We start from the raw sequence: 21,661 nt of genomic DNA, 5'->3' as shown, positions 1-21,661 counted from the left end.
ATGCGATTTTTTGTTATTTTAACAAAATTATTACAACATAATCGTTTAAGCGCTGCTATATTGCTGTCATATTCTGAAGTTATTCTGTAATTAAATTACGTTTTCGGTGTGTAAACACCGCTTCTACTTAAGAGTGAGACGCAAAATGAACGCAAAAGCGACCAAGACGCAACCCTCTCCAGTGATCGATAAGGCTGCATTCAAAGCAGCGGTTATTAAACACTTACACTGCACGCTAGGCACCGACGAAAACAAAGCAAACAATCACGCTTGGTGGAAAGCAACCTGTGCTGCCATTCAAGAACAAGTACTTGAAGGGTTGCGTAAAACCCAGAAAAGTCATTACCTGAACGACACGCGCGCCGTTCATTACTTCTCTGCCGAATTCCTAATGGGCCGTTTGCTTTCAAACAACCTGCAAAACTTTGGCTTATTCGATGTAGCGAGTGGCGCGTTGAAAGAGCTAGGTGTTGAAATTTCAGACATTCTTGAAGAAGAGCCAGATATGGCGCTGGGTAATGGTGGCCTTGGCCGACTAGCGGCTTGCTTCATCGACTCACTAGCGACAATGGAATTACCTGCAATAGGTTATGGTATTCATTACGAGCACGGTTTGTTCCGCCAAGAAATTAAAAGCGGTGAGCAAATCGAGCGTCCAGACAGCTGGCGTCACTACGGTAATCCTTGGGAAATTTGCCGTCCAGAATCTATTCAAGAAGTATCACTTTACGGCTATGTAGAGACGAAATACGGCGACAACGGACGTGTGCTGAAAGAATGGCACCCTGGCTCAATTGTAAAAGGTGTGCCGTGGGATATTCCTGTTGTAGGTTATGAAGGTAAAACCGTAAACGTATTGCGGTTGTGGCAGTCAGAAGCGTCTGGCTACTTCAATTGGGACGTATTCAATGCTGGTGGTTATGTTGATGCACAGCGTGAAAATGTATCAGCTGAAACTATTTCAAAAGTACTTTATCCAAACGATGAGACCGAAGCGGGTAAAGAGCTTCGCCTTATTCAGCAGTACTTCTTCTGCTCGTGCTCGCTTAAAGACATTATCCGTCGCTACAAGCGTGCTCATGGTGACGATTGGAGCCGTTTCGCCGATCAGGTTGTTATTCAGCTAAACGACACGCACCCAGCTATTTCTATACCAGAGCTAATGCGCATTCTTGTTGACCGCGCAGAGCTTGGTTGGGATGAAGCGTGGGGGATTTGTACAAAAGTATTTGCATATACTAACCACACCTTGCTACCAGAGGCACTTGAAAAGTGGCCTGCGCGCATGATTGAGAAGATCCTTCCTCGTCATCTAGAAATCATTTATGAAATTAACCACCGCTTTATGGCAGAGGTTGATAAGAAGTGGCCTGGCGACAATGCCATGAAAGCTAAGCTTTCAATCATTGAAGAAGGTAACGAGAAGATGGTTCGTATGGGCCACCTGTCGGTAATCGGTTCATTTGCTGTTAACGGTGTGGCAGAAATGCACTCTCGTCTTGTTAAGTCGTCTCTGTTCCCAGAGTTTGATGAACTGTATCCAGGTAAGCTAACTAACGTTACCAACGGTATTACGCCACGCCGCTGGTTGAAAGCGTGTAATCCAGCGCTGTCTAAGCTAATCGATAAAAAGATTGGTGAAGACTGGCCGCGCGACTTAGACAAACTGCAAGGGTTAGCTAAATTTGCGAGCAATAAAACGTTCCAGAAACAGTTCATGAAAGTGAAGCTTGAGAACAAAGAGTTGCTAGCAGAGGAAATTCGCAAGTCACTTGATATAGAAGTAGACGTTAACGCCATTTTCGATGTGCAGATTAAGCGTTTGCACGAGTATAAGCGTCAACACTTAGCGCTTCTGAATATTATGGCGCTATACCGTCGTATTCTAGAAAACCCTGATTACGATATGCACCCGCGTGTATTTGTGTTTGGTGCTAAAGCGGCACCAGGCTACAAGCTTGCGAAAGATATTATCTTCGCTATTAACAAGGTAGCGGATAAGATCAACAACGATCCGCGCGTAAATAACAAGATTAAAGTAGCATTCTTACCAAACTACCGTGTATCACTGGCTGAAAAAATGATTCCAGCGGCAGACGTATCTGAGCAAATCAGTACGGCAGGTAAAGAGGCATCAGGAACCGGTAATATGAAGCTTGCACTGAACGGTGCGGTAACTATTGGTACACTTGATGGTGCAAACGTTGAAATTGCTGAAGAAGTGGGCGATGACAACATCTTTATCTTCGGACTTACAGTAGAAGAAGTGAACGAGCTTAAAGCGAATGGCTATAACCCACATGACTACTACTATAAAGATCCAGAAATTAAAGCTGTGCTGGATTGGTTAGAAACGGATTACTTTACGCCAGGTAAACCAGGTGCATTGGTGTCAATTAAGCAAAGCTTACTTGATAACGGTGACCCGTACATGGTGCTTGCAGATTTCCGTGCTTATTCTGATGCACAAATTGCAGTTGATGCTGCATACCGCGACAAAGAGCGTTGGGCAGAAATGGCCATCATCAATACAGCGAAGATGGGTAAATTTACCTCAGATCGTTCAATTCGTGACTACGTAGAACGCGTTTGGAAACTTTCACCGTGTAAGATTGAAAGCTAATCGCAGAACCGTAAAGAAATAGCCCGGCAGTGGTACACTCGCCGGGTTTTTTATTACCCTCTAAATACTTCTTCATTGTTTCGTATTGGGTTCAAAATACGGCACAGTTTGTTCTTAACGTCACCAGAAATAAGTACTACCGCCATGTTTTTTGTCCAATATTAGGCTAATGTTGTACAAAAGTATAAGACGGTATACAAAATAATACGTTACTGTCGTTGCGCCTTTCGTAGCGCCATGGTTTTATATAACTAGTTGTTTTTAGTACCTCGAAGCGTAAAGCTCAAGGAAAACATCATGAGCCAACACACATCACTGGCAACCATTCCCAATCGCTATGCGTTTATCGATAGCATTTCGAAGCAAGCATCTCGCAGTGCTTCTATTTCATTGATGCTGGTCGATGTAGTGCGTTTTTCTGATGTGACAACCAGTCTGGGCATTCATGTAGGCGATCGCTTTTTACTTGAAATAGCCAACCGCATACAACTCCTATTTGGAACTGCGGTATCGATTGGCCGTATCAGTGGTGATGTTTTTGGCATCGTTTTTCCCAATGAAAGTAATGAAACCGTAATGCGACAAATGTTCGAACGCTTAGTCGAGCATTTCAAAACGCCAATGCATTACGATGGTACGGCTTTTATTGCAGACTTTAACGTAGGTGTGGTGTGCAGTATTAAGAATGACTTTGATATCACTTCCTTTGTTTCCCGAGCGGAAACGGCTTTAAAACAAGCAAAAGAAAACAAATACGAAAATTACTTCGCGTTGACTAAGTCAGACAAAACCGACACGGGCAGAAGTTTGGCGCTAAAGGCAGATTTAAAACGTGCATTAGCACAAAATGAACTCGAGCTTTACTATCAACCAAAAGTCGATCTGACAACGCTAGAAGTAGTGGGGGCTGAGTGCTTACTTCGCTGGAATCACCCTCTTGATGGCGTCTTATTTCCAGGTCCGCTAATCGAAGCGGCCGAGTCGTATAATATGATGAGTGAACTGGGCTACTGGACGCTTGAGCAAGCCTTTAGGGCGCTCTCGGAATTGGACCTAATGAAGCGGTCTTTAATGCTGTCTGTGAATATTTCTCCCACACAGTTATACGACAACCAGTTAGTTCCAACCCTGACGATGCTGAGTCGTACCTATTCAATGCCGCTTTCGTTAATTGAGCTGGAGCTTACCGAGGACGTGGCATTGTCTAATTCATTAATGGTGAAAAAGCAGTTAGATGAGCTGCGAAGCTTAGGCGTATCTATTTCTGTAGATGATTTTGGTAAAGGGTATTCAAATCTTGCTTATATTCGAGATCTGGATTTGGATGCGCTGAAAATCGACAAGTCTTTTGTGATGGAACTTGAAGCTCACCCTGTTAATCGCGCCATTATCGAAGCGGCGAAAGTGATAGGGCATGCAAAAGAGTGCTGTGTAGTCGCCGAGGGCATAGAAACCGTAGAGCAGCTTCACATACTCAGAGAAATAGGGGTGACACAAGGGCAGGGATACCTGTTCTCTCGCGCCATTCCATTCGATGATTTCGTACAGCTTACCCAACAAGAGATAATTATCGGCAACTCGCCTAGACGCGCTCAAGCGTAGTATCTGAAAGTGCGGCAATCTGTAGTTCCGTTGTTCAATGCTTACAGCTACTGGGAATTAAACAGTGAGATAACGTGATTTTGAAGGCCTGTCTGGGTACACTGGAAGCATTCGAGATTAGACAACGTAGACAAAGCTCACACTTATGCAAGAACTTATCGAAAGCGGCCAATTTTTAACACTTTCTCGCCGTAATTCCGCATTATTTGAACGCTCTCATCAATTTACATTAGCTAATGGTACGCTCGTCGATATTACCGCACCTGGCATTATTAGTTTTTCAGTTCAGCCAACCTCCAAGCCTAATAAACGCATTGTTTTATCGTGTGGTGTGCACGGTAATGAAACCGCACCTATCGAAATCTGTGATGATTTGGTTAAGGGGATCCTTACAGGGAACATAACGCTGGCACATGATGTTTTGTTCTTATTTGGCAACCTGCCAGCGATGGATATTGCAGAGCGCTTCGTTGAAGAGAACATGAACCGCTTGTTTAGCGGTGCACACTCTAAGGGCGAAGGTTTAGTGAACGCAGAGCGCGTTCGTGCTAAACAGCTCGAAGATGCTGTGGCGTCTTTCTTTGAAGCGGGTGAGGGCACCCGATATCACTACGACCTACACACTGCAATTCGCGCCTCTAAAAATGAAAAGTTTGCGGTATATCCTTATCTTCATGACAGAATACACAGCAAAGGGCAGCTGGCATTTCTCGCAGCGTGTGGTGTGAAAACCATATTGCTGTCGGAAAGCTCGACAACGACCTTTAGCTATTTCTCGTCATATCAATACAACGCGCACGCGTTTACGGTTGAACTTGGCAAAGTGCGTCCATTTGGGCAAAACGATATGCGTCGATTTGAAGATGCGAAACAAGCGATAACGCAGCTAATTACCCAAACCGAGTATGCGCCGACGGTTGATATGGATGACCTTGATATTTATCGCGTGAACCAAGTTATAAACCGAAACGAAGAACAGTTTACGCTTCATTTCGATGACGATACGCCAAACTTCACTGACTACCCTAAAGGCACGGTATTGGCTTCTGAACCGGGTAAAGAGTACATAGCAGAGCAGGACGGTGAAGCCATTGTTTTCCCGAATGCAAAAGTGGCCATTGGGCAACGCGCCTTGTTAACCGTTGTGCCTACTACGTTGGATAAGCTAGATGTTTAAACTTGATAGCCGTTTACACAATGATACATTTTTTGTCTGTGATCTTTCGCTGTGTCGTGTACTGTTGATGAATGATAGTCAGTTTCCGTGGCTCATTTTAGTGCCAATGAAAAATGATATTGCGGAAATTATCGATTTGTCTGAAGAAGAGCAGATTACTTTACTCAAAGAGTCCGCATTGGCATCAAAAGCCATGCAGTCCTTGTTTTCACCACTTAAACTTAATGTGGCAGCACTAGGCAATGTGGTAAGGCAGCTTCATGTTCATCACGTCGCACGTTTTGAAAATGATTGTGCGTGGCCAAAACCTGTATGGGGCAACCAGCCAGCAGTGGCATATAACACTAACGATGCTCAGGCACTTGTTAAGTCTGTTAAGCAGTGGTTTGAAAACAACAGCTAGAGGGCGCACGCCCTTAATAGCGACAAATAAACAGTTCACATTAAAAGGAGTTACGCATGATTGTTTCAACTACCCCAACGCTTGAAGGGCATAAAATTGAAGCTTATTACGGTATTGTTGTGGGCGAGGCCGTGATGGGCGCAAACGTATTTAAAGATCTTTTCGCTTCTATTCGCGACATCGTGGGTGGTCGTTCTGGGTCGTATGAAGAAGAGTTAACCACCGCACGTAAGTTAGCGTTTACTGAGCTTGAGCATGAAGCCAGAAGCATGGGCGCAAATGCTGTGGTTGGCATCGACTTAGACTATCAAGTGATTGGCGATAAAGGCAGTATGCTTATGGTGAGCATTAGCGGTACCGCTGTGAAAACAACCCCTTTATAAGATTATGAAGGGCGTATGCTTTGGTGAATTAACGTTTATCAATTAAGTGCCGATTAATACCAATCCGCATATATAATTGCCCACTCAGAAGGTGCTGGCAAGTTTCCTAGCGAAGCGTGGGAATGCAGGAATGGCTGTTCCCTTTCAAATTCCCAGAATGAAGTTAGGAAGCTTGCCAGACCTTCCCGAAGGGCGAGTTTAAAATGTCCGTACTCTTTGTTGTGTCACCTTAATGTAGAACCACTATACCTGCGGTAACACGCCGCGATTACGAACATTTTAAGTCTCGCTGAGTGGGTAATTATCTATGCAGACTGGTATAAAATAGCGATAAGCAAAAAGCGACACAATCCATTTAAAAAAGGGCAGCCTAAGCGTTTCAAAAAGCTTTGCTGCCCTTTTCTATCTGTAAGACTAGGCTTTATTTGGCCGTATTTTCTATTGGCTGCTCTTCAATAGCATCAGCATCAATGGCAATCGTATCTACGATAACTGCGCATGCTGCATCACCCGTAATATTTAGCGCAGTGCGGATCATGTCGAAAATTCTGTCCAAGGCAAATAGCAGGGGTAAACCTTCAATGGGAATACCGGCAGCAAGCAACACGGCAACGACCAAGAATGATGGCCCAGGAACGCCCGCTTGACCAACCGCGCCAAGGGTAGAGGTTAGGATGATGGCAACATAAGCGCCCATTGATAAATCTATATTGAAAAGCTGCGCAAAAAACACCGCTACCAAGCCATAATAAATGGCATTTCCGCTCATGTTGATGGTGGCGCCTAACGGCAGTACAAAAGATGCCGTTGCGTTTCTGACACCTAGCTCATTCTCTACTGTATTCATAGTGACCGGCAGTGTCGCCATGGATGACGCGGTTGAAAGAGCAACCGCCTGAGGCTTTTTCATAGCCACGAGAAATGATTTAGCCGACGTTTTTGTAAATAGCTGTACCAAAAGCGGGTAAACCACAAAACCAAATACTAAAATTGCCGCAGTAAACACCAAGAAGAGTTTGAATACCACCATGAGCGCGGCAAAACCAAATGTTCCTACTGCCTCTGCCATTAAACCAAATACGCCGATAGGCGCGATTTTCATCACACAGTTGATCATCCACACCATGGCATCAACGATAGTGTTCACGCCATTTAAAATAGGCTCGCGGTTCTTTTTAGGCTGATTAGAAAGGGCGAGGCCAAAGAACAAGCAAAACACCAGAATTTGAAGAATGTTCGCGTTGGTTAACGAGGCAAATACGTTAGTGGGGATCATACCCGTAACAGTAGCCCAAAATGAAGGTAGCTCACCTTTAGAGGCGTATTCACCAGAGAACATACCTTCTACCGCTGAAACGTCGATACCCATTCCTGGCTTAAACACTTCACCCATAATGAGGGCCAGTGTTACGGCAAGTGCTGACGTTAACGCAAAATAAGCAAGGGTAGATAGCCCCACTTTTCCTGCATTAGTGCTGTTGCCAAGCCCCGCAGCGCCAGAGATAAGCGCTACTGCCACCAGTGGAATGACCAGCATCTTAATTAAATTGATAAAAATGGCACCTAGTGGTGCGAACATTTCAGCGCTTTCACCCATAAAGGCGCCAACAGCGGTGCCAATAATCATAGCAATGACAACTTGTACGCCGATATTGCCCAGTAAGGATTGTTTTTTAGACACGTCTAGAACCTCTTAGAGTGTGTTTAAATGTGAAAAGTGATTTGTGAATGAATAATTGAGAGTCCTAATACTGAAGTGCCCGCTTCGGCATAAACAATGGGTACAAGCTTTTGATTATAAAAGCCTCTAATTATAAAAGCCTCGAATTATAAAAGCTTTACTTAGGCTTCGATTAAAATGCCGCGACAGACGCTATCAGAATAGGGTTATTTCATTGGGGTGTTGCTGTCTTTATCTTGGTCTTTAACGGATGTATTCGCGCTTTCACTGTCCTTGTTTGAATCGTCGTCACTATCATCATAAGGTTTAGAAGGTGTCGGAAATTTAAATCTAGCACTGTATTTAAGCAGCGTGATATTCCCAATCACAACGCCCAACACTAAAACAATAATGATAATGACCCAGGTAGTACTCATAAAAATTCCGTAGGCTACAGCCCTTTGTTCAATACGTAGCGATTATACAAGCTAGGTAGCTGTGGCAAAATACATGTTTTGCCTTCTATATCGCTTTGTTCGATGGCTTTCGTAAAGCCATCTAAGTGCCTGGCATTTTCGAAAGCACACGCTGTGTTTCGAAAGCTTAAATGCCATGGCTCTACTGCGACGCCACCCCTATTAACAGAAAAAGGACGATAAAAGCCAAACTGTTCCATATTGTCAGCTAGCCAACATGAAAGGGCATGGCACGGTCCGCCAGAAAGGTATTCGCTTTCGACAAGATTAAACTTGCCCCCCCAGTTATGCACGGCAGCTCTGTCGTACACATCGATGTCAGTGCCCCAATGGTGGCGACTGCCGCCGGGAAGTGCTGACCATGTCAAAATAGCATGAAGCTTTTCATTATCGCTTAGTGCCTCGAATGGCAGTCCATCACCGTTGGTATCAAGAAGCTGTGCTTGACCTGCCCATTTGCGGTTAAAAATGGCAGTTTGCCTGTCGAAGCCTCGAAAGCTACTGACCAACTGTAAGTCTATACCGTCTTTTTGCGCAGCATCTTGCATGGCAAGAAACGGCGATATCACGTCGCGATGCAGTCTATGGCCGTTGCCAGCATCAACGAGATAGTCGTTGTGCTGGCCTAACCACGCTTTTTCTGGCACTTGATTCATAACCATCAATAGCGGCTATTGAGCCAGCAAGCGTTCTAAGATACCGAAGTACATATCAGCAAGCTGTTCAAGGTCAGACATTTTCACGCACTCGTCAATTTTGTGAATAGTGGCATTCACCGGGCCTAGCTCTATCACTTGTGCGCCTGTTGGCGCGATAAAGCGACCATCTGATGTACCGCCAGCAGTAGACAGCACGGTAGGTGTTCCTTTAACCGCCGCTATTGCACCTTGAGTGGCTTCTAACAGGGCACCCGTATCGGTCAAAAAGGGTTGACCGTTAAACGTCCATTTAATCTCGTACTCCAGTTCGTGGGCTTCCAAAATTGCCGTGACTCTCTCAATGAGAATTTGGTCGGTTACTTCCGTTGAAAAACGGAAGTTGAAGCAAACCTGCATCTCGCCCGGGATCACATTGCCCGCACCTGTACCCGCGTGAATGTTTGATATCTGGAAGCTGGTGGGAGGGAAAAAGTCGTTACCGTTATCCCAATGAGATTTAGCTAGCTCGTCAAGGGCCGCCATTGCACTGTGAACAGGGTTTTTAGCTAAATGAGGGTAGGCGACATGGCCTTGGATACCTTTTACTATTAAATCACCCGTTAATGAACCTCTACGGCCATTCTTAACGATATCGCCTACTTCATCGGTTGAAGAGGGTTCGCCAACAATACACCAATCAATTTTTTCGTTACGGGCTTCAAGGGTATCAATAACGCGGGTGGTACCGTTTATAAAAGGGCCTTCTTCGTCGCTAGTAATAAGGTACGCAATACTTCCCTTGTGATCAGGGTATTTGTTCACAAACTCGCGGGTGGCTACTAGCATAGCGGCAAGACTGCCTTTCATGTCAGCTGCGCCGCGCCCATGCAGATAGCCGTCAACTTCTGTCGCGGTAAATGGCGGTGTTTTCCATGCTGACTCAGGGCCACTAGGCACTACATCAGTGTGACCTGCGAAACAAAATACCGGGCCTTCTTTACCTCTGCGAGACCAAAGGTTCGTCGTGTCTTCAAATACCATGGTTTCATTATTAAACCCTAAAGCACCTAAAAACTCGCCCATGGCTTCTTGGCAACCTGCGTCTTCTGGCGTTACAGAACGGCGGTTTATTAATTCTTTCGCAATTTCAATAACAGAGTCGTTTAGCAAAATATTTCCTCATACTGCGCGGGTTTGAAGCCAATATAAAACGCGTTGTCATGAACAAGGATAGGGCGTTTAACCATGGCAGGATGAAGCTCTAGCAGGGCCAGTGCTTTATCTTTATCTAGATTCGCTTTCTCTTGCTCTTCTAGCTGGCGAAAGGTCGTGCCGCGTTTGTTGAGCATTGCTTCCCAGCCAAGCTCAGACTCGGCGCGTACAAGAAAGTCGTTATCTATCCCGTCCTTGCGGTAATCGTGAAATGTGAAAGCGATATCGTTGTCTGCTAACCATTTTTTTGCTTTTTTAATGGTGTCACAGTTTGGGATCCCATAAAGGATTGTGCTCATGGTGATTTATTCCGTACTACTTTGTTGTTTGTAAATGAAAGACGCTGGTTAGAACAGTGCCATTATGTGGCGTTGTTTTGAAGAGCTAGAGAAAATAGAAAACCGCAATAGCCCGAAAACAGTGCGCCTGTACATTTTTGTTTTTCAATGTGCTCCATCATACAAGCTGTTGATACGTTGATAAACTCACTTGCGATGATTTTTAATAGTAAATCATTCAGGGCTGAAAGCCTGTTTTACAATTAGGTCAACAGGCCTTAGAGGTAAAGTGTCAACAACGTATCTTCGCCCGCTTCGACAAACTTTTGATGCGTAGGCACCACGCCGATAAGCGCATTTGCATTAAGCAACGTCATTGAACAGGCATTGCTAACACCGCGCTGCTTTAGCCATGCAGCATTCACGGTAAAAAGTACTTGTTTAAGTCTTATTTCATCGCCCCGCTTCAAAGAACAGGCGAATTGTGCGCCATGCAAATGACTAGTATCGCCACCATATTTAATCTTGCATTTAAGGCCCGCGCTAGACTGTATGTCGATAGCGTAATCTAGCGGGGAAACGCTCAATACTTTACCAGCGAAAGGCGATAAGACAGTATTTGATGTTGAGCTTATTGCTGCACCAGGCCCCATAAGGCCACTTTTATAATAGGGATCGTCAATGTGTGAGAGTGAAACCACTTGCCCTGAAAATGGGCTTAAAGTTACAAACTGCTTGGTAAAACTGTCTGGTGCGTATTGTAGTTGCTTAGCATTCACGGTATTAGACGTCCTCACTTACCGAATAGCCAGCTTTCTTAAGCGCACTAATGGCATCTTTTAGTTTATTGTCTTTTACTAAAAAGAAGTCAGTGTCGAAGGTTGATACCACAAATATGGCCACTTTTGCTGATGCTAACACTTGGCCGATTTGGGCCATGATCCCTACCATGGACAAGTGCAAAGGCCCTAACAGTTCAAGTGCACGCCAACCTTCATCACTATCTAGTGACGGTACGTCTACCGAGTCAGGCACAACAATAGATAGTTCATCTTCTGTTTTACCTAAGAAAAAAAGAGGGCTATTAAGTACAGATGCGGGGATATTGGTTTCAGGATCCAAGCTGTGAATGGTAAACAAAGATTCTCTGACTAAAAGTGTTTGTTTGGGCATGAGAAACCGAAAAAAAGATAACTTCGAAGATATTCACATTAAACCACTAACTGTGATTAAGTGCTACGTGTTATCCACTTAATCTGTGGATAAGTTTGTTGAGTAGTTTGGGGCTTTGTTGTAAGTGTATGTATTTAAAGGGATAAATAAACTGTACAAACAATGTTCAGTGGATAACATTCTCAATTTCACAAGCATTTTCCACAGGCCATGTCTACAACTAAAATAAAAAATGTTTTGTAATTTTGCAATTTCTTAGCTTGACAACCATGGCTTTTTTCAGAAATTTGCGTATTACTAAAACGCGAGATTCAAATGATCGAGCTCTTTTTGCCATGTTGATCTTTGATGTACAGCAAAGGTCAATAGACTCTAGCCTTTTTACCTTTAAAACATCAGTACATTAGAATGATCTATTAGTTAACAAATATTCAGTAAGGTACTACTGTTAGTAGTTAATTTAGTCTTGGGTTTTGCTTATTGAAGCAATGGGGCATTGCGCTTATCAGTTATGTAGATTACTGGGTATTTGATCTCTAACCAGAACAAGAGCGCTGACTAGAACAAATGCCTCAACCATAAATAGAGCCCTAACAAAACAACAGCCCTAAACAAAAAACAGAGGGAAAGACAATGTCAGATTCTTCATGGTGCGATATTACGGTAGAAAACGCAGACGAACTTGTCAGCTTTTATGAAGCGGTGATGGGATGGAAGAAAGAGCCCATAGATATGGGCGGCTACAATGATTATGTCATGATGAAGGCCGACGGCACACCTGTGGGCGGCATTTGTCATAAGCAGGGTGTAAACGCGCAGTACCCAAGCGGATGGATTAATTACTTTACCGTAGAAAATCTAGATGCTGCGTTGAAAGAAGTTACTTCCAAAGGTGGAAAACAGGCGGGTGATATACGTCATCACGGAAAAGACAGCTTTTGTGTCATCATTGACCCAAGCGGCGCTGCGTGCGCGCTTTATGAAAAAGGCAGCAAGTAATGAGACTTGCTGCCCTAGTATTGTGTTAGCTATCGAATTACTTGTTTAGCACGCCTCGATTTACCTGATCGCGTTCAATCGACTCAAATAGTGCCTTGAAGTTACCCTCGCCGAAACCTTCGTCTTGTTTGCGTTGGATAAATTCAAAGAACACTGGGCCGAAAACGGTTTCAGAAAATATCTGAAGCAGTAGGCGAGGCTCACCATTTTCCGTTGTGCCGTCCAATAGAATACCGCGCTTTTGTAGCTCATCTACGTTTTCGCCGTGCCCAGGAAGACGTTCTTCAAGCATATCGTAGTAGGTATTTGGTGGAGGCGTCATAAACTTCATGCCTTTCGCTTTAAGCTTGTCTAAACACGCCACTAGGTCGTCACAAGCGAAAGCGATATGCTGAATACCTTCACCATTGTACTTCATTAAGAACTCTTCAATTTGGCCACCACCGCCAACCGCCTCTTCATTTAGCGGTATGCGAATTTTACCGTCTGGCGCCGTCATTGCTTTCGATAATAGACCCGTGTATTCACCTTTAATATCGAAATAGCGAATTTCTTTAAAGTTGAATAGCTTTTCGTAGAACCCTGCCCAGAAATTCATGCGGCCGCGGTACACGTTATGGGTGAGGTGATCGAGCGTATGGAAGCCACATCCTTCAGGATGGCGATCAACGCCTTCAATCCAATTGAAGTCGATGTCGTAAATGGTATTTTCGCCTTCATAACGGTCTATAAGGTAAAGCATCGCACCGCCAATACCTTTAATAGCAGGGAGTTTCAGTTCCATTGGACCGGTATGGGTATCCATAGGCTGAGCACCGCGGGCAAGCACTTCTTTATATGCGTGCTGTGAATCTTTAACGCGGAATGCCATACCGCACGCTGATGGACCGTGTTCTTCGGCATAATAGGCTGCATGACATTTCTTTTCGTAGTTACTTAATAAATTGATGTCGCCTTGACGCCATAATTCCACGTCTTTTGATTTGTGGCGAGCAACAAGGGTAAAGCCCATAGCTTCAAAAATGGGTTCCAACATGCCCTTTTTAGGCGCAGTGAACTCTAAAAATTCAAACCCGTCTAAACCAATAGGGTTTTCAAACAAATCAGCCATAGCGATACATCCTCAACGTAAATCACATTTTATAATTGTTACCTGATTGTAAGGGCGCAGTGAAAAAGCAAGCAATAGGTGTCGAGTTCAAGGATTTTGGGCATGGAAAGCAAAGCTGTAACGTTTTGTTTTCACCCGTGAATGAGATGCTGAATTAGGGAAAGCTAACTTCCCCTAACTGTTTGAAAATAAATGCGATTAAGCAAAAGTGATGCTTGTCGGTAGTGTTCAAAAATCAGTACAACTGCTTGTTTGGGTATCAGGACGTGTAACGTTACTAATCTCAGGGCGCTTATTTTTCACCATCGTAGTACTTTTTAAGGCCTTTCCAGCACGCCAAATAATCTCGTTGACGAATATCACTGTTTAAAGCGAACTCCGTTGGCGCAATGGCATAGCGAGATTCAAACATAAACGCCAGCGTGTTTTCATAACGCTGTGGTGAAAGCTCGGCGTTCGAGGCTTTTTCAAATACTTCAGCTTCTGGGCCATGGGGAGTCATACAGTTGTGAAGGCTCATGCCGCCGGGCACAAAACCGTGTTCTTTGGCGTCGTACATCCCCTCAATTAGCCCCATAAACTCGCTCATAATATTTCTGTGGTAATACGGCGGGCGAAAAGTATTTTCAGCAACCATCCACCTTGGAGGGAAAATAACGAAGTCAACGTTCGCCGTACCTTCCAGCTCAGATGGTGAGGTAAGCACGGTAAATATAGACGGATCCGGGTGGTCAAAACTTACGGTGTTCATAACGTTGAAACGGGACAAATCATATTTATAAGGGGCAGAGTTACCTACCCAAGCCACCACATCAAAGGGAGAGTGATCGAGTTTTGCTTCGAACAAATTTCCACAGAACTTGTTTACCAAAGTGTGAGGCGTCTCATTATCTTCAAACCAGGCCGTGGGATAGCAAAAATCACGCTGGTTCGCGTAGCCATTCGCGCCTACCGGGCCGCGCTCTGGCAGCACAAAAGGATGACCGTAGTTTTCGCATATATATCCGCGAATTGGCCCATTAATAGGGTTAACCGAAAAACGAACGCCACGAGGAATAACGGCTATTTCACCTACAGACAAGTTGAGTCTACCAAACTCGGTGGTGATCAGCATGTCACCTAGCTGGGGGACAATAAGCATTTCTCCGTCTGATGAGTAGAAAACACGATTTTGCATATTAGCACTGGCACTGTAGCAGTGAATGCCCATACCTACTTGGGCTTTAGCGTCACCGTTAGTGGCGATGGTTACAAGCGAGTCTACAAAATCAACGTCTTTGTCTGGTAAGGGAACAGGGTCCCACCTAAGTACATTCGGAGGGCAATGGACATCAGACTCAGGTGCTGTTTTTACCAGGCCGTTATCAATTTTTTCAAAGTCGCCCATGGCAATAGAGGGGCGTAAACGATAGGTCCAGCTGCGGCGGTTTTCTGCTCGTGGGGCAGTAAATGCTGTACTGCTAAACTGTTCAGCGTAAAGTTTATAATTCACTTTTTGTGGGCTGAACTGGCCTTTAGGAAGGGCACCCGGCAGTGCCTCTGTCTCGTGCTCGTTATTAAAACCCGTTAAATACGACAAATTATCCATAAACCCTCCCACAGGCGGCCATCGATGTGGCTGTACAGATGAATGCAAAATAAAGTAGTTACAAATGAAACTATGTGATTTAGGCTAGAGGTAAATGAAATGTAAATCAATGGCGATGGGCGAGTAGAGGGAATAGAACCAACGTCATTTGGTACGCTAGCTTTACACCTTTTATGTGATGCCCATTACAAGGTTACACGTATTGCGTGTTTTTTAATGCACGATATTAGCTGTGAGAGTTACCTGGGTTAATGTTGAACGCGCCTGAACGCTCGACCGATGGTAGCGACACTGTGGGTATAAGTAACGCCTAAGGTAAATGAAAAACAACCATGGCTTTCAGGGCGGTCACAGAAGTAAAAATAGCAAGAGTAATGCAGTGAAAAGGGCTTAAAAAATGCAGCTAGAAGATATGCTTGCCTACAAGGTAGCCATGCTTGCGAGCGATTTAAGTGAATCGCTCTCAAAAGAATATGCAGAATATAAACTTACTAAACCAGAGTGGCGAATTTTAGCCACATTAGGCGGCCGAAATGAAAGCTCGCCAAAATCACTGCTAACGGCAAAAGAAATCGCTATTGCAACACGACTAGATAAAGTGCAGGTTTCGCGAGCGCTGGAGCGATTGGTTAAGCGAGATGCTATCGTTAAGCGTGTGAGCAAGCGAGATAAACGGGCCACATTAATTTCATTGTCAGTGGAAGGAGAGCGAATCTATCGGGCGCTGTTGCCTAAAATTGTGGCTTGGCAAAATAAGCGTTTGGAAAATATCACTGAAGATGAGTATCGAATATTTGTAAAAGTGATAGATGCACTAACGCCTTAAGATTCGGGTGAAGTCGTTGAAAAGTCTGGTCTGAGCAGATGTGAGGGCATTGCTATAAAGGTTACTTTCGCGCCTTTAACTGTTAAATTCCCCCGAAACTAATTAAATGGGTAAGTTATTGGATTTATTAGTCATGGCTTGCTACCCCCTAAATATTTATCAAGCGCTTCTATTCGGCGCACAGCGAGGACATTGAGTGGCACCCTTAGAAATATACGCAGGTAAAAAAGCACGTGAATCCATAATGAAAAACGGATTTACGCCTGAGTTATTTAGCTATTTTCTGGGGGCATCTGGCGGCCCGAAATGGTTTTCTCTGGCTGGTCTAGATCGCGTACTGTTCCCTGAGTGGTTTGCCAACGTTAAGCATCAAATTCACGTGATTGGCTCTTCAGCAGGTGCGTTTCGTACCATTTGCGCTGTTCAAAATGATCCCCTAGCAGCCATAAATCGTCTAGCCTCTTCTTATTCAACAACGACCTATAGCAGTGATAAGCCTACGCCTAGAGAAATTACGGCTAAAGCTGAAGACCTGCTGAAAGAAATGGTGGATGAAGCAGGTAAGCAAGAAGTGCTGTCTAACTCCCGCTTTAAAGCTCACCTGATCGTTGCTAAATGTTTAGGTGCTACTCGTTTTGAAAGTAAGTTTAGGCAACTTTCGGGCTTGGCGATGAGTGCAGCGGCCAATACAGTGAACCGACGACACCTTTCACGTTTATATACACGCTACGTGTTCTCAACGCCGGGTACGGAGTTTGCGATAAACGACCCGTATCAACTGCCTACTCAGTACCATGCATTAACGCATGGAAATATTCATACCGCGCTGCTAGCGTCTGGTTCTATTCCTGTTGTTATTGAGGGCGTACAGCAAATTGAAGGTGCGCCAGCTGGAATGTATCGAGATGGCGGTATTATTGACTACCACTTCGATTTGTCCTTTGGGCCAGACGATGGCTTAGTGTTATATCCGCATTTTTACGACAAGCCCATTCCAGGCTGGTTCGATAAGGGCTTGAAGGGCAGGGTGCCTCATCGGTCAAGCTATGATAACGTTGTAATGCTAGTGCCTTCGGCATCGTTTGTGGCGAACTTACCTTATAGCAAAATCCCCGACAGAAAAGATTTCGAGGTGCTCGATGCAGATACACGCATCAAATATTGGCAAACGGTTTTAAAAGAAACCGACAGATTGGGGGAGTATTTTATGCGTGCTGTTAACGACGGATCTTTAGTAGACGCTATCAAGCCGCTTCCATTTAAAATGATTTAAGTTAATCGCAATTGTTGAAGAAAGTGGCTAATTGCTGTCAAATTAGTCACTTGAATCGTCATTTGATAAGTTTTCCTTGCAGGCAACGCTCGTGCTAAGTATTATACGCGCCGTTGCTTGGCATTCGCCCACCTATCAGGTGCAACAAAATTCTATATGCGTCTATAGCTCAGTTGGTTAGAGCGCTACCTTGACATGGTAGAGGTCCCCTGTTCGAATCAGGGTAGACGCACCATTAATTTTTATCCTGAAAACTACATTAATTGCCATTTTAAAAATTTTTCATTCTATTAAGTCATTGATGGCAATAGATTAATTAGTTCTATGCAGTTTTTTCAAAGCTTCCGCCTCCCTTTATTTTTTCCTTTGAGAATAGATGAATTTTGTCAGGATGGTCACGAGTGGTCACAATTCGTGACCACTCGTGACCAAATTTTGTTTCCACCCCTTGTTATTTATCGTTGAAGAAATTGAGATTTCCTCTTACGGCATTTTGTAATAAACAAAGTAACTCTAGAATATTTTCCATTCTGTTTCGCACAACCACACAACAAATAATGCAATGCCATTTTTTTAAATAGAAGCTTCAATAAACTGCAATAACGTGTCACTTTCTTGGCTAAAGGATTTAGACAAGTTTGCAAGTACAGCTACATTTGACCAGAGATTGAATCGCCTAAATATAGCACTCCAATCACCGAATTCCTTGGACAAGTCTCTGCATTTTGACTTCGGTATTGGTTGGTTTTGGCGAAAAGAATTATATTAATTTTCATGGTGTTGACCTTTTAATTTGCAAAGACCAAAACGCTCTAATAACGGTAAAATAGTAGAGTATCGAAACGATAAAATATGACACTTAGATATTATTTAGCTCTAACCCTTGTTTCGCTTTGTCCAGTACGCGTTGTTTTATGAAGTCAGGGCCTAGTAATCGTATTTCATGCAATTGGCTAAGTATCCAATTTTCTAGCTCGACGGTGTGTGGCACAGAGACTTTAACCGAAACCCAGCCATCGGATAACAAGGATACTTCCTGACTTTCATTGAGTTCGCTATCGTTTAATAAATTTTTGACGTAGCCTTTAGCTTCAAACGTTAATTCAATCTTTTCTTGTTTCAGTAAAACGCCAGCGGCTTGGTTGGCAATATAGGCTTTTAAAGAGAAGTCAGACTGATATGTTTGACTTAATATTTCTACAGATTTCAATCTATGCACTAATAGGTTTCGCATATTATCAAAGCCGTCATACTGACAAACCAAAACAAGCTTTGAATCACGAATTATCACACCTAATGGTTTTATCTTATAGGTTTTGTTCTTCGTATCATATTGAATTTTCAGCCAAGATTTTGTTAACAGACCTTGATAAATGCTATCAATAAACTCTTGTTTTACATTCGTCGGCTTAAACGATAACGCCTGTGGCATTGGTTGCACTAAATTAAGCCAATCTTTTGTCTCTGATGATTTTTTTAAAACGTCGTCTGACTTCTTGAATAGCGCTGTCAGACGGTTATAGACGTGACTAGGCAAGTATAGCTTAAGGTGTTCCTTCACCAGTTTTAAAGATAGCGCTTCCTCCCTAGAAATTGCTGGAATGAACTGGTTGGGAGAATCAAAAGCAAAAGACCATTTGTAACCTTCTGGTGACTCTCCAAAAGTTAAGCCCATAATATCCGATAACTCAATTAAATCACGTTGGACAGTTCTTAGACTGACATCAGGATCGATACTTAACAAATGTCTGTGTATTTGATTAGTAGTTAAGAACTTAGGCGCGACAGGAATACACTTAAGCATGGCTAGAGTTCTAGTTAACGATTTCACTTTTCTTGCTGGCATAATTAATTCTTAAATTGCTTTCTGCACACAACAAATGACTATTGCGACAAAATAAGTCATTGCTTCACTTTAACTGGCGACTTATTTTGTCGCAATATAATGGTTTTATGAATTTACTTTAAGGAAACTGCGAATAAGTCCTGCAATTTAGTTCTTGAACCAGCCTTTGCACTTACCGTCTAATTTTTGAACGCTAAAATTTCAATTTCGGCAAATATACTGCCGTTTTAGGCCTGATTTCGGCCTTATTCCGGGTTATTCCCGGATTTCAGATAGATCTTGGCTGTCGCCTTAACATCTGGTCTACTTTAAACAGGTTCGCTAAGGTGAATAACATGGCTAACTGTGAGTCATTTTTCATCAGCCCTTTATAACGTGCTTTGATAAAGCCAAACTGACATTTGATGATCCGAAACGGATGCTCCACTTTTGCTCTGATGCTGGCTTTTAAGTATTCGATGTTAATGGCCGTTTTGTTTTTGCGAGGATGCTTTTTCAGTGCCCGGACTTTTCCGGGGCGTTCAGCAATCAGCCATTCCACATTCGTATCTTGCAACTCTTCCCGCATCGAAGCGCCCTGATAACCGGCATCGCCGGAAACGAATTCTTCTTCGCCATGCAACAGGTTCTTCAACTGGTTCAGGTCATGCTCGTTTGCGGCGGTGGTCACCAGCGTATGGGTGAGGCCACTCTTGGCATCCACACCAATATGGGCTTTCATACCGAAGTGCCATTCATTGCCTTTCTTGGTCTGATGCATATCAGGGTCTCGTTCATTCTTTTTGTTTTTAGTGGAGCTGGGTGCTTCAATAATCGTCGCATCCACAAGTGTACCCTGCGTCATCATCACACCGCAGTCAGACAGCCATTGGTTGACCGTTTTGAATAATTTGCGAGTCAGCTTGTGCTTTTCCAGCAAGTGCCGAAAGTTCATAATGGTAGTGCGGTCTGGAATGGCTTTATCCAATGACAGTTGCACAAACTGACGCATCGAGGCAATTTCATATAACGCATCTTCCATGGCTTCATCACCGAGGCTATACCATTGCTGCATACAATGAATGCGAAACATGGTCTCAAGCGCGTACGGACGTCTACCATTGCCAGCTTTAGGATAAAAGGGTTCAATCACTTCCAGCAGTTGAGGCCACGGCAGCAGTTTATCCATTCTGGATAAGAATATCTCTTTACGAGTCTGGCGGCGCTTGCTGGAAAACTCACTATCGGCAAAAGTTAACTGTTGGCTCATGGGCGGTAATGGCTGTGATTTACTATGCAGCTATGATCTCACATCGGGGACTTATTCGCATCTTCCCTAAATATAGGGAAGATGTTGAAGAGCGTTTCGATGAATATGACGTAATCGGTATATTTCTAACCTTAAATGAAGAAGAGCCAGAGGAACAAAGCTATTCAACTTTAAATTATGCCGCTTGCTTTGAGTTAATTGGTTTATTACTAGAGCATCATGCAGATGTAATCTCCTCCAAAGTTTATACATTTATAGAACACTACAAAGACACCTTAGGAAGGATAACAGGGATGAATGAAGAAAGTATTAATATGAAAAATTTGGCAATAAAAATGTATCGTGAGCATAAAGCGGCAATCGATTTTATTTATGAAAATGGCAAATCAACCGAGTTTCAGTTTGTTTCACAATCTTTGAAATCAGAAGGCGAGATATTTATTAAAGAAGGCATTAAATTTAGATATTTTAATGACACACCAACAAATTTTTCATTTTTGCCTGAGAGTTGGTTGAATGAACTCGAAAAGGCAGAATTTTACTGTTGGGCTGGGTGCGAGAAGTGGTGGGCTGGTTACCCTTTAATTTGCTGGATTGCAATTCAAGGTCAAACACTAAAGTTATATGCAGAAGTAGGCCCATTGTCTAATTATAAGTTGAGAGCACTATTAATCGAATCATTAGAGGGACTTAATAGTAAAATAATTAAGTTTAATAAAAATGCAAAAGAAGAAAATGCGAAGTACTCTAAATTTTTAAATGATAAGAATCTAAAATCCACATTAAAAGATGAAGAGGACCTTCAAAATGCAGAAAAATTGGAAGTTTCAATTGAAAAGATTTTAAAAGCTTTTTCTAACTCCACTGTCAAAGTAGTTGAGGAAGCGCTTAAAACGTTTATAAATAAAGCCCATGAGGATGGTTTAATAGAAATAAAAAAATAGACAAGGAGTAACGCATGAAAATATTAACTAGCAGTGATATTGACTATGACAATGTTGAAGAGCTGGGCAAAGTGTTTTCAGGTTTTGGATTTAATACCGTTTGCATGTTCCGGCCCATTCCGATCACCCATTTCGGTTCAATCCGATCACTGATTTCGGTCTAATCCGATCGCCTATTTCGGCGTTATCCGATCAAAAAT

At 43.3% G+C, this 21,661-nt stretch carries 21 protein-coding genes and 1 tRNA gene; 11 read left to right on the top strand and 11 right to left on the bottom strand.

Annotated features, from left to right (window positions below):
* Positions 1-145: 145 nt before the first annotated feature.
* The 5 genes from MHN09_RS11660 (at position 146) to MHN09_RS11640 (ending at position 6,188) form a co-directional block, all read left to right on the top strand.
* Positions 146-2,623: a glycogen/starch/alpha-glucan phosphorylase gene (locus MHN09_RS11660; RefSeq protein ID WP_239240824.1), complete on the top strand. Its 2,478-nt coding sequence runs from the start codon at positions 146-148 to the stop codon at positions 2,621-2,623.
* Positions 2,624-2,920: 297 nt separating this feature from the next.
* Positions 2,921-4,225, top strand: coding sequence for a bifunctional diguanylate cyclase/phosphodiesterase (locus tag MHN09_RS11655; RefSeq protein WP_039230212.1), 1,305 nt, complete (start codon positions 2,921-2,923; stop codon positions 4,223-4,225).
* 145 nt (positions 4,226-4,370) lie between these two features.
* Positions 4,371-5,402 (top strand): succinylglutamate desuccinylase, encoded by a 1,032-nt coding sequence (gene astE / locus MHN09_RS11650; RefSeq protein ID WP_101564059.1) that lies wholly within the window; start codon positions 4,371-4,373, stop codon positions 5,400-5,402.
* Positions 5,395-5,805: an HIT domain-containing protein gene (locus MHN09_RS11645; protein WP_014949039.1), complete on the top strand. Its 411-nt coding sequence runs from the start codon at positions 5,395-5,397 to the stop codon at positions 5,803-5,805. The genes astE and MHN09_RS11645 overlap by 8 nt, the downstream gene beginning before the upstream one ends.
* Positions 5,806-5,861: 56 nt before the next feature.
* On the top strand, positions 5,862-6,188 hold the full coding sequence (locus MHN09_RS11640; RefSeq protein WP_014949040.1) for a heavy metal-binding domain-containing protein: 327 nt from the start codon (positions 5,862-5,864) through the stop codon (positions 6,186-6,188).
* Between the two features lie 421 nt (positions 6,189-6,609).
* On the opposite strand, the gene MHN09_RS11635 is transcribed toward MHN09_RS11640, so the two are convergent.
* The 7 genes from MHN09_RS11635 to MHN09_RS11605 form a co-directional block, all read right to left on the bottom strand.
* The gene (locus tag MHN09_RS11635) at positions 6,610-7,869 is read right to left on the bottom strand and encodes a dicarboxylate/amino acid:cation symporter (protein WP_239240821.1); all 1,260 of its coding nucleotides are present in this window, start codon (positions 7,867-7,869) and stop codon (positions 6,610-6,612) included.
* A gap of 206 nt (positions 7,870-8,075) precedes the next feature.
* Complete coding sequence (locus MHN09_RS11630) at positions 8,076-8,285, bottom strand: DUF2897 family protein (RefSeq protein ID WP_014949042.1); 210 nt, start codon at positions 8,283-8,285, stop codon at positions 8,076-8,078.
* 14 nt (positions 8,286-8,299) lie between these two features.
* On the bottom strand, positions 8,300-8,986 hold the full coding sequence (locus MHN09_RS11625; protein ID WP_239240818.1) for a M15 family metallopeptidase: 687 nt from the start codon (positions 8,984-8,986) through the stop codon (positions 8,300-8,302).
* A gap of 9 nt (positions 8,987-8,995) precedes the next feature.
* A complete protein-coding gene (dapE, locus tag MHN09_RS11620) occupies positions 8,996-10,132 on the bottom strand; it encodes a succinyl-diaminopimelate desuccinylase (RefSeq protein WP_239240815.1) in 1,137 nt (378 codons plus the stop codon).
* Positions 10,126-10,473 carry an ArsC family reductase gene (locus tag MHN09_RS11615; RefSeq protein WP_014949045.1) on the bottom strand — a complete coding sequence of 116 codons (348 nt, stop codon included), beginning with the start codon at positions 10,471-10,473 and terminating at the stop codon, positions 10,126-10,128. The genes dapE and MHN09_RS11615 overlap by 7 nt, the downstream gene beginning before the upstream one ends.
* A gap of 257 nt (positions 10,474-10,730) precedes the next feature.
* Positions 10,731-11,231 (bottom strand): PTS glucose transporter subunit IIA, encoded by a 501-nt coding sequence (locus tag MHN09_RS11610; RefSeq protein WP_239240812.1) that lies wholly within the window; start codon positions 11,229-11,231, stop codon positions 10,731-10,733.
* A gap of 4 nt (positions 11,232-11,235) precedes the next feature.
* The gene (locus tag MHN09_RS11605) at positions 11,236-11,625 is read right to left on the bottom strand and encodes an ACT domain-containing protein (RefSeq protein ID WP_014949047.1); all 390 of its coding nucleotides are present in this window, start codon (positions 11,623-11,625) and stop codon (positions 11,236-11,238) included.
* A 633-nt stretch (positions 11,626-12,258) separates the two neighbouring features.
* On the opposite strand from MHN09_RS11605, the gene MHN09_RS11600 reads away from it, so the two are divergent.
* On the top strand, positions 12,259-12,624 hold the full coding sequence (locus MHN09_RS11600; protein WP_014976174.1) for a VOC family protein: 366 nt from the start codon (positions 12,259-12,261) through the stop codon (positions 12,622-12,624).
* A gap of 37 nt (positions 12,625-12,661) precedes the next feature.
* On the opposite strand, the gene hppD is transcribed toward MHN09_RS11600, so the two are convergent.
* Complete coding sequence (gene hppD, locus MHN09_RS11595) at positions 12,662-13,735, bottom strand: 4-hydroxyphenylpyruvate dioxygenase (RefSeq protein WP_014949049.1); 1,074 nt, start codon at positions 13,733-13,735, stop codon at positions 12,662-12,664.
* A gap of 292 nt (positions 13,736-14,027) precedes the next feature.
* A complete protein-coding gene (gene hmgA / locus MHN09_RS11590) occupies positions 14,028-15,323 on the bottom strand; it encodes a homogentisate 1,2-dioxygenase (protein WP_075176321.1) in 1,296 nt (431 codons plus the stop codon).
* Between the two features lie 397 nt (positions 15,324-15,720).
* Here hmgA and MHN09_RS11585 point away from each other — a divergent pair, with 397 nt between their 5' ends.
* From MHN09_RS11585 to MHN09_RS11575, 3 genes are all read left to right on the top strand, one after another.
* Entirely contained in the window at positions 15,721-16,149 is a 429-nt protein-coding gene (locus tag MHN09_RS11585) for a MarR family transcriptional regulator (protein ID WP_014976177.1), read from the top strand.
* 196 nt (positions 16,150-16,345) lie between these two features.
* Positions 16,346-17,422, top strand: a complete 1,077-nt coding sequence (locus MHN09_RS11580; protein WP_239240809.1) for a patatin-like phospholipase family protein — start codon at positions 16,346-16,348, stop codon at positions 17,420-17,422.
* Positions 17,423-17,580: 158 nt separating this feature from the next.
* Positions 17,581-17,657 (top strand) — tRNA-Val (locus MHN09_RS11575).
* A 624-nt stretch (positions 17,658-18,281) separates the two neighbouring features.
* Here MHN09_RS11575 and MHN09_RS11570 read toward each other — a convergent pair.
* Positions 18,282-19,268, bottom strand: a complete 987-nt coding sequence (locus MHN09_RS11570; RefSeq protein WP_187447301.1) for a WYL domain-containing protein — start codon at positions 19,266-19,268, stop codon at positions 18,282-18,284.
* 268 nt (positions 19,269-19,536) lie between these two features.
* Positions 19,537-20,517, bottom strand: coding sequence for an IS5 family transposase (locus MHN09_RS11565; protein WP_230237739.1), 981 nt, complete (start codon positions 20,515-20,517; stop codon positions 19,537-19,539).
* An 8-nt stretch (positions 20,518-20,525) separates the two neighbouring features.
* Here MHN09_RS11565 and MHN09_RS11560 point away from each other — a divergent pair, with 8 nt between their 5' ends.
* Both MHN09_RS11560 and MHN09_RS11555 read left to right on the top strand, forming a co-directional pair.
* Positions 20,526-21,461, top strand: coding sequence for a PD-(D/E)XK nuclease family protein (locus MHN09_RS11560; protein ID WP_239218246.1), 936 nt, complete (start codon positions 20,526-20,528; stop codon positions 21,459-21,461).
* A 14-nt stretch (positions 21,462-21,475) separates the two neighbouring features.
* Positions 21,476-21,625: a hypothetical protein gene (locus tag MHN09_RS11555; RefSeq protein ID WP_239218244.1), complete on the top strand. Its 150-nt coding sequence runs from the start codon at positions 21,476-21,478 to the stop codon at positions 21,623-21,625.
* Positions 21,626-21,661 lie beyond the last annotated feature (36 nt).

The sequence above is a fragment of the Alteromonas sp. MmMcT2-5 genome, from assembly GCF_022348315.1.
Lineage (GTDB): Bacteria > Pseudomonadota > Gammaproteobacteria > Enterobacterales > Alteromonadaceae > Alteromonas > Alteromonas macleodii.
This window is presented reverse-complemented; position numbering and strand designations above follow the sequence as displayed.